Annotated in this window: 11 protein-coding genes; 4 read left to right on the top strand and 7 right to left on the bottom strand. The window is 61.2% G+C overall.

Going from position 1 to position 8,348, the window contains the following annotated elements; translation table 11 throughout:
• Window positions 1-882: PDZ domain-containing protein (locus tag JHD64_RS20430; protein WP_199055372.1), on the top strand; the 882-nt coding region annotated here is incomplete at its 5' end.
• Between the two features lie 79 nt (window positions 883-961).
• Complete coding sequence (rraA, locus tag JHD64_RS20425) at window positions 962-1,441, top strand: ribonuclease E activity regulator RraA (RefSeq protein ID WP_059286560.1); 480 nt, start codon at window positions 962-964, stop codon at window positions 1,439-1,441.
• Between the two features lie 20 nt (window positions 1,442-1,461).
• Here the strand turns inward: rraA and JHD64_RS20420 are convergent, their stop codons facing one another.
• The 7 genes from JHD64_RS20420 to pcnB form a co-directional block, all read right to left on the bottom strand.
• On the bottom strand, window positions 1,462-1,869 hold the full coding sequence (locus JHD64_RS20420) for a GFA family protein (RefSeq protein ID WP_233170636.1): 408 nt from the start codon (window positions 1,867-1,869) through the stop codon (window positions 1,462-1,464).
• A 197-nt stretch (window positions 1,870-2,066) separates the two neighbouring features.
• Window positions 2,067-2,447: an aspartate 1-decarboxylase gene (gene panD / locus JHD64_RS20415; protein ID WP_059286561.1), complete on the bottom strand. Its 381-nt coding sequence runs from the start codon at window positions 2,445-2,447 to the stop codon at window positions 2,067-2,069.
• A gap of 24 nt (window positions 2,448-2,471) precedes the next feature.
• Complete coding sequence (panC, locus tag JHD64_RS20410; RefSeq protein WP_199055371.1) at window positions 2,472-3,305, bottom strand: pantoate--beta-alanine ligase; 834 nt, start codon at window positions 3,303-3,305, stop codon at window positions 2,472-2,474.
• A 17-nt stretch (window positions 3,306-3,322) separates the two neighbouring features.
• Complete coding sequence (panB, locus tag JHD64_RS20405) at window positions 3,323-4,114, bottom strand: 3-methyl-2-oxobutanoate hydroxymethyltransferase (RefSeq protein WP_059286563.1); 792 nt, start codon at window positions 4,112-4,114, stop codon at window positions 3,323-3,325.
• A gap of 48 nt (window positions 4,115-4,162) precedes the next feature.
• A complete protein-coding gene (locus JHD64_RS20400; RefSeq protein ID WP_059286564.1) occupies window positions 4,163-4,804 on the bottom strand; it encodes a deoxynucleoside kinase in 642 nt (213 codons plus the stop codon).
• Complete coding sequence (gene folK, locus JHD64_RS20395; protein WP_059286565.1) at window positions 4,801-5,307, bottom strand: 2-amino-4-hydroxy-6-hydroxymethyldihydropteridine diphosphokinase; 507 nt, start codon at window positions 5,305-5,307, stop codon at window positions 4,801-4,803. The genes JHD64_RS20400 and folK overlap by 4 nt, the downstream gene beginning before the upstream one ends.
• Entirely contained in the window at window positions 5,304-6,668 is a 1,365-nt protein-coding gene (gene pcnB / locus JHD64_RS20390) for a polynucleotide adenylyltransferase PcnB (RefSeq protein ID WP_110313214.1), read from the bottom strand. The genes folK and pcnB overlap by 4 nt, the downstream gene beginning before the upstream one ends.
• A 186-nt stretch (window positions 6,669-6,854) precedes the next feature.
• Here pcnB and JHD64_RS20385 point away from each other — a divergent pair, with 186 nt between their 5' ends.
• Window positions 6,855-7,592, top strand: a complete 738-nt coding sequence (locus JHD64_RS20385; protein ID WP_199055369.1) for a hypothetical protein — start codon at window positions 6,855-6,857, stop codon at window positions 7,590-7,592.
• Window positions 7,593-7,937: 345 nt separating this feature from the next.
• The gene (locus JHD64_RS20380; protein WP_059286568.1) at window positions 7,938-8,237 is read left to right on the top strand and encodes a hypothetical protein; all 300 of its coding nucleotides are present in this window, start codon (window positions 7,938-7,940) and stop codon (window positions 8,235-8,237) included.
• The last annotated feature ends 111 nt before the right edge of the window (window positions 8,238-8,348 follow it).

Raw genomic sequence — 8,348 nt, 5'->3', positions numbered from 1 at the left:
GGCTTTGAAAACACGGTCACCGCCGGCATTGTCTCGGCCAAGGGCCGCAGCCTGCCGGATGAAAACTACGTGCCCTTCATCCAGACCGACGTGGCCATCAATCCGGGCAACTCCGGCGGCCCGCTGTTCAACCTGAAGGGTGAAGTGGTCGGCATCAATTCGCAGATCTACAGCCGCTCCGGCGGCTTCATGGGCATTTCCTTTGCCATTCCGATCGACCTGGCCATGAATGTGGCCGAGCAGATCAAGGCCAAGGGCAAGGTCAGCCGTGGCCAGCTGGGCATCAATATCCAGGAAGTGTCGCAGGAGCTGGCGCAATCCTTCGGCCTGCCGCGTCCCAGCGGTGCACTGGTGGTGCGGGTGGATCCGCAAGGCCCGGCCGGCAAGGCCGGCCTGCAAACCGGGGACATCATCCTCAAGCTGGATGACCGTGCCATCGAAAGCTCCAAGGATCTGCCGATGATGGTGGGTTCGCTGCAGCCGGGTGCCAAGGTCAAGCTGTCGGTATGGCGCAAGGGCGAAGAAAAAACCATTCAGGCCACGCTGGGCGAACTGGCTCCGGAAACGGCGCCGCAGGCCAAGCAGCAGGATGAAGCCGCCCCGCAGAACTTCCAGTTCGGCAAGCTGGGGCTGACCGTCACCGAGCTGACTGCCAAGCAGCGCAGCGAGCTGGGCATGAACGGTGGCCTGCTGGTGCAAAAGGCGCAGGGCGCGGCCGCCCGCTCCGGCCTGCAGCATGGCGATATCATCATGGGCCTGAACCAGAATGAAATCACCACGGTAAAGAGCTTTGAGAAGGCACTGGCCAGTGCGCGCGGCAATATCGCCCTGCTGGTACGCCGCCAGGACAGTACATTGTTTGTACCGCTACGCCTGGATTGATGCATGCAACAAGCCGCCGCGAGGCGGCTTTTTTGCGTCCGCCATCCGGCATAACCATAAACTGCCAAGGAGAAAGAGCATGAGTTTTCTGACCACCGATCTGTGCGATGCCAACGAAGGCCGTGTGCGCGTGCTGGAGCCGCTGTTCCAGCGCTATGGCAATCACCAGCGTTTTTATGGGCAGATCGTCACCCTCAAACTGTTTGAAGACAACACCCTGGTCCGGGAAACCCTGGCGCAGGATGGCCATGGCAAGGTGCTGGTGGTGGATGGCGGCGGTTCGCTGCGCTGTGCCCTGCTGGGCGACCAGATCGGCGATCTGGCGGTGGCCAATCACTGGGATGGCGTGGTGATCTACGGCTGCATCCGCGATTCGGTGGCGCTCAACCAGCTGCCGCTGGGCATCCGTGCGCTGAATACCCACCCGCTCAAATCGGTAAAGCGCGGCGAAGGCCAGCGTGACCTGGCGGTGACCTTTGCTGGCGTCACCTTTGTGCCGGGCGAATGGCTGTATGCCGATGAAGACGGTGTGATCGTGTCCGCCACACCCTTGTTGTAACCCCAGGCTGGCAGCCGTGTTCAGTCGCGGCTGCGCGCGTGTACCGGCAAGACCGCTTGCTGCTGTGGCTCGCCCCAGCTGATGTGGTCCTGCCACCAGATATGGAATTCCGGCACCAGCACATCCGGCATGTCCAGCGAAGCGGCGGTGAGGTCGATATCGTCCGGATCGGACTCGTGCTGGTAGCTGAGCGTGGCACCGCAATGCGGGCAAAACCCGCGCAGGGCGGCGGTGGATGAGTGATAGAACAACGGTTTTTCACCCAGCCACTCCAGCTCGATCAGCCGTACGGTAAACCAGGTGACAAAGGCGGCGCCGCTGGCCTTGCGGCAGCTGACGCAATGGCAGTGGGTCACGTGAAAGGGCTGGCCATGCACGCGGTAATGCACGGCACCACACAGACAGCCGCCATGCAGAATGCTGCTCATGTCATGCTCCCGTCGTGGCTGGCAAACCAGCCGGCCGGACTGGTGCGGCAATTCATTAGAAACTATAGACAGTTATAAACGATGATGCAAAGCCCGGCCTGCACCCGGCCTTTGGCGCGTGGATGCCGCTGGAACAAGCCATGAAAAAAGCGATGCCGCAGCATCGCTTTCACCAGATTTGCCTGTGTGGATGAGGCTCAGGCGGGCTGGGTCGGGGTCTTGTTGTCCAGCGCGGTCATCTGGTTGCGCTCGTCCACGAACACCAGCTTGGGCTGGTGATTGGCCAGCTCGGCATCTTCGTACTGGGCAAAAGAGGCGATGATCAGCAGATCGCCCGGCGCGGCGCGGCGCGCGGCCGAGCCGTTTACCGAAATCACTCCGGAACCACGCTCGGCCTTGATGGCATAGGTGGCAAAGCGTTCGCCGTTGTTGACGTTCCAGATCTGCACTTCTTCGTATTCGCGAATATCCGCTGCTTCCAGCAGGTTTTCGTCGATGGCGCAGGAGCCGATGTAATGCAGTTCGGCATGCGTGGTGGTGACACGGTGCAGCTTGGATTTAAGCATGATGCGTTGCATGGTACTGGTCTTTCCTTGCCCGGCTTAGCGGGACACTTCCACATTATCGATCAGACGGGTACGGCCCAGGCGGGCAGCGGCCAGCACCACCAGGCGTTTTTCGCCGGCATGGGCCACTTCCAGGGTATCGGCCTGGCGTACTTCGACATAATCCACCACCCAGCCTGCCTGCTGCAGATCGGCACTGGCATTGGCTTCCAGCGTGGCGTAATCGCTGTCGCCAGCCAGCAGGGCTGCACGCATGGCGGACAGGTTGCGGTACAGGCGCGGTGCTTCGGCACGCTCCTCTGCCGTCAGGTAGCCATTGCGCGAGGACAGGGCCAGGCCGTCTGCGGCACGGCCGGTATCCACCGGAATGACCGCCACCGGAATGTTCAGGTCATCGACCATGGCCTTGATCACATGCAGCTGCTGGAAGTCCTTCTTGCCGAAACAGGCCACATCCGGCTGCACGATATTGAACAGCTTGCTGACCACCGTGGCCACGCCACGGAAATGACCGGGGCGGAAGGCACCGCACAGCTCGTCCTGGATATGCGGCGGCTCGACATTGAAATCCTGCTTCACCCGCGGGTACAGCTCTTGCTCGGTGGGGAAGAACAGGGCGTCCACCCCGGCGGCTTCCAGCTTGGCACAGTCGGATTCAAAGGTGCGCGGATAAGCGTCGAAATCTTCGCCCTGACCAAATTGCAGGCGATTGACAAAAATGCTGACCACCACCTTGTCAGCGTGCTGGTGCGCCGCCTCGACCAGAGCCAGATGGCCCTCGTGCAGATTACCCATGGTGGGGACAAAAGCCAGCTTGCCGGCCTGGCGACGCCATGCTCGCATGGCGGCCACGCTGCGGATGATTTCCATTTCCTTACCCTTTTGGCTTAGAAGGTGTGCTCGGCAGCGGGGAACGTGCCTGCCTTGACTGCCTTGACATAGGCTTCGACCGCACCCTGGATGCTGCCTGCCTCATTCATGAAGTTCTTGACGAAGCGGGCTTTCTTGCCCGGATAGACGCCGAGGATGTCGTGCAATACCAGTACCTGGCCGCTCACTTCGGCACCGGCACCGATGCCGATGGTGGGTACGTCCACGGCTTCGGTGACGCGGCGGGCCAGATCGGCCGGCACGCACTCCATCAGCACCAGGCTGGCACCGGCATCGGCCAGTTGGCGGGCATCGTCCAGCAGGCGTTCGGCATCGCTCTCGCTCTTGCCCTGCACCCGGTAGCCGCCAAAAGTGTTGACGAACTGCGGGGTGAGGCCGATATGCGAACAGACCGGAATGCCGCGCTCCACCAGGAAACGGGTGGTTTCCGCCATGAAACGGCCACCTTCCAGCTTCACCATGTGCGCGCCGGCCTGCATCAGGCGGGCGGCATTGGCAAACGCCTGCTGCGGGCTTTCCTGATAGCTGCCGAAGGGCAGGTCGCTCAGCACCATGGCATCGCCGGCGCCGGCGGCGACACAGCGGGTGTGGTAAACCATTTCTTCCATGGTTACCGGCAGCGTGGAATCGCGGTTCTGGATCACCATGCCCAGTGAATCACCCACCAGCAGAATCTCCACACCCGCCTGATCGAGGAGGGTGGAAAAGCTTGCGTCATAGCTGGTGAGCATGACGATCTTCTGGCCTTCGGCGGCCATCTTCTGCAGGGTGTTGACGGTAATTTTCATACCTGTACTTCCTCGGTGTGGTCGGGAAATGCAAGGCGTCACTTGTATTCAGACGCTCTTGTTGAAATAGCTGCGCTGTCCGCGCATCTCGCTGATGCAGCGCAACAATAGCTCGAAATCCTCGTTACCATCAACCAGCTCGAGGTGGTCGGTATTGACGATGAGCAAGGGGGCTGCTTCGTATTGATGGAAGAACTCGCTGTAAGCGGCATGCACACGCTTCAGATAGCCTTCCGGAAAATCCTGTTCCAGTTCGCTGGCACGCGCCGCACTGCGATCGAGCAAGACCTGCTCGGAAGCCTGCAGGTAAATCACCAGGTCAGGCACCGGGTATTGCGGCAGCAATTGCTGCGCCAGGCGCTGATACAGGGCCAGCTCCTGCTCGTCCAGATTGACCCGGGCAAACAGGGCATCTTTCTCGAACAGGAAATCCGACACCACCGGGCTGGCCAGGCTGTCGCCCAGCAGCATGCCGCGCGCCATGTCGGCACGCTGCATGAGGAAAGTCAGCTGGGTGGCCAGGCCATGCGAGGCCACATTGCGGTAAAAACGCGGCAGGAAGGGGTTGGATGCCGGGTCTTCCGCCAGCAGTTGCACGCCCCAGTAGCCGGCCAGACGGCGGGCCAGCGCCGACTTGCCGGAGCCGATCGGCCCTTCCACCACCACATAGCGCAAATGACTCTGACTCATGCTTGTCTCCTTGGCTGAGCTGTCGACTCCAGCCGCACCACGCCGGCACTATCCAGTGCAGCGGCGATGTCGGCGGCCAGGCCGTGTTCCCCCACCTGCTGGCCGGGGGCAATTTCCGCCAACGGTACCATGACAAAGGCCCGCTGGTGCATGCGCGGATGCGGCAATAGCAGCTGCGGATCGTCCAGCACGGTGTCCTGATACAACAACACATCCAGATCCAGCACCCGCGGCGCATTGCGGAAGCTGCGCTCGCGGCCGAAACCAGCCTCGATCCGCATCAGCGCATCCAGCAGCTGATAAGGCGTGAGCGTGGTGTCCAGCAGGGCAACGGCATTGATGAAGTCGGGCTGGTCGAGATACCCCACCGGCGTGGTGAGGTAGAGCGAGGAATGGCTGAGCAGCTGGCTGCCGTCAAGAGCAGCAAGGGCCGCGAGTGCGGCCCTGATCTGGTCTGCCGGTTGCTCCAGGTTGCTGCCCAGAGCGACGTAGGCCAGGCTCACGCGGCCTCTCCCCCTCCGCCGGCCTGATCGGTGCGGCGACGGCCGGATGGACGGCGGCGACGGCGTTTTTTGGCCGGTTCTTCTTCACCGCTGTTCTTGGCTTCATTGATCAGTGCCTCACGCTCGGCCTGATCACCACGCTGGAAGGCTTCCCACCACTCCACCAGGCTCAGCGGCAGTTCACCCGCCTCGGCACGCAAGGCCATGAAATCGAAAGCGGCACGGAAACGCGGCTGTTCGAGGAAACGGTAAGGACGGGCACCGCTGCGGCTGTCGAAGCGGGCCTGCAGCGTCCAGATTTCGCGCATGGTCACGCTGAAGCGGCGCGGAATGGCAAAATCGTTGTCCTGTTCGTTTTCCACATCGGAAATGGCCAGCTGCAAGGCCGGCAAGGGCTTCTCGCCGGCGGCGATATGCTGTTGCCAGTGCTGCTTCACCTGCTGCCACAGCAAGGTGGCCAGCAGGAAACCAACCGATACCGGCTTGTCGGCACGAATGCGTGCATCGGTGCTTTGCAGCCCCAGTTGCAGGAACAAGTCGTCGCCATCCTCGCCCATCACCGCATCCAGCAGCGGGAAGACACCACGCGACAAGCCTTCATCGCGCAATTTTTTCAGGCAGGCATAGGCATGGCCGGACATCAGCAGCTTGAGCATTTCGTCGAACAGGCGCGCCGGCGGCTCCTTGCGCAACAGATGCGCATGGGCACGAATCGGCTTGCGGGTGTCGTCGTCGATCTCGAACCCCAGCTTGGCGGCCAGGCGCACCGCGCGCAACATGCGCACCGGATCTTCCTGATAGCGGCGTGCCGGCTGGCCTATCATCACCAGCTTCTTCGCCTTCAGGTCCTTGACCCCGTGGTGGTAGTCGATGATGGACTCGTCGGAAGGATCGAAGAACAAGGCATTGACGGTGAAGTCACGGCGATGTGCGTCCTCTTCCTGGCTGCCGAAAGTATTGTCGGCCATGATGCGGCCCGACTCATTCTGATCATCGATGCCGCCGCCACGGAAGGTGGTGACCTCGATGGTTTCCGGCCCCACCATCACATGCACGATGCGGAAGCGACGGCCAATGATGCGCGAGCGGCGGAACAGATGATGCACCTGCTCCGGCGTGGCATTGGTGGCGACGTCAAAATCTTTGGGAGAAACATCCAGCAACAGGTCGCGCACGGCTCCCCCCACCACAAAGGCAGAGAAACCGGCTTCCTGCAGTCGGGAAGTCACCTTGAGCGCAGCATTGCTGAGCTGATCACGGCGTACGCCATGCTGGGACAGCGGAATCACGCGTGGTTTGCTACGGCGTTTGCCCATGCCTGACGGCAGCTCCAATACTTTACGGATAAGCTTGCGGATCATTTAGAGGAATAAGGACGTGGAATGAAGGGATTCGCAAGAAAGGAATTCAAGCGGCAGATTATAGCCTGAATCTTCTGACAAGATACACCGCCATGGCCCATTTAATCGTGATGCCGTGATTGCCCGCCGTGTGCAGCCAGCCTAGAATCGCACACCATTGCCGCCAATTTTGTGTGAAGACACCACGTGATTCCCTTACTCGCCCTGGATATCCAGACCCTGCCCGATGTCACCGGCATCCGTAGCCTGTATCAGCTGGATGCCGACATCAGCGATGCCGATGTCGTCTATTTTGCCCTGCAGCGCAGCCGGGCCAGCCGGGCTGATGAATTCATGCCCTATCACCTGCATCGCGTGGTCGCGGTCAATGCCGTGCTGCATAGCCGACAGGAAGTGCTGCTGCACCAGTCGGCCGCCGGCCAGGACGAAGCCGCCATGCTGCAAGCACTGGCGGCTCTGCTGAATGAACACATGCCGCAGATTGTCAGCTGGCAGGGTTCCCAGTTGCTGTTGCCGGTCTTGCGCCACCGCGCCATGTTGCACAATGTGGCCTTCCCCGGCGGCCCCACTGGCCTGTTCGGCCAGACGCTGGAACTGAGCCGCCTGCTGTGCCAGGGCGCACAGCCCGGCTGTGTGCCGCAGCAGGAAATGGCCGGCCTGTGCGGCCTGCCGCGCATTGCCGAATACGATGCGCCGCAGTCCTGGGCCGCGGCCAGCGCCGGACAGTTGCCCAGACTGCTGGAGCACAGCGCGCAACGGGCGGCCTGCCATTACCTGATGTGGCTGCGCCTGGCCGCACTGCAAGGGCAGATCTCTGCCCTCACCCGCAGTCAGCATGAACAAAAACTGGCCTTGCTGCTGAGCCAGGCCGGCGGACACTGGCAGGACTTTCTGCAACAGTGGCCAGCACACAACAGGGGTTGACAGGCCATTTGCTCAGGAATAATCTTTTCCCATGCGCCGATTTGATACAGCTTGCTGGGCGCACTATAAATGCCAGCTAAAGCGTGAGTCGGATAACCCGCTGCGCTCCTCTGGCCCGCGGGTTTTTCTTTTTCCGCTGGTTCACCTTAATAGTGCGCTCGCTATGCGACATCGGGCATGTTGCTTGTTTTAAGCAGTTCTGGTTTTACCGTCTCCGGCTGCGGCCGGGACACAGGCGCCGAGTTAATCGACAACTTGCAGGGCGCCCAAAAATCCTGCTAAAGCGTCGCCTGACGGAGAGTCGGGCACGCAACAGCGCTCACTTAGACCCGATGGAGTTTCACCATGTACGATTGCCTGCAAGATAGCTGTAGCGACTTTTCCTTTGCCGTATACGATGCCGTGGGAAGAAAACGCCCCCTACAAGGCAGCCTGACTGCCACCCCCCTGTGTGCCGACACCACCCAGCCGCTGCAAGCCCTGATCGACTTTGCCAGCCAGCTTGGCTATGACAGCCAGCTGGACAACCGGCTGCTGACCATTCATGACGTGGGCCTGATGGATGCACTGACCATCAACAGCCGTTTTGGCAAGGAGCTGATCATCAGCTGTGATCTGCGCCGCGAAACACCCGTGCGTTTCTGAAGCAAAACCGGACACATTCCGGTCAGCCACTGGTCATGGCTGAGCCATAGCCAGTGCAACAGCGGTGTCGCCATTGCACAAGACAGGCCGGGCAGCCGCTCCTTATAATGG

Source organism: Aquitalea sp. ASV15 (assembly GCF_016429115.1).
Lineage (GTDB): Bacteria > Pseudomonadota > Gammaproteobacteria > Burkholderiales > Chromobacteriaceae > Aquitalea > Aquitalea magnusonii.
This window is presented reverse-complemented; position numbering and strand designations above follow the sequence as displayed.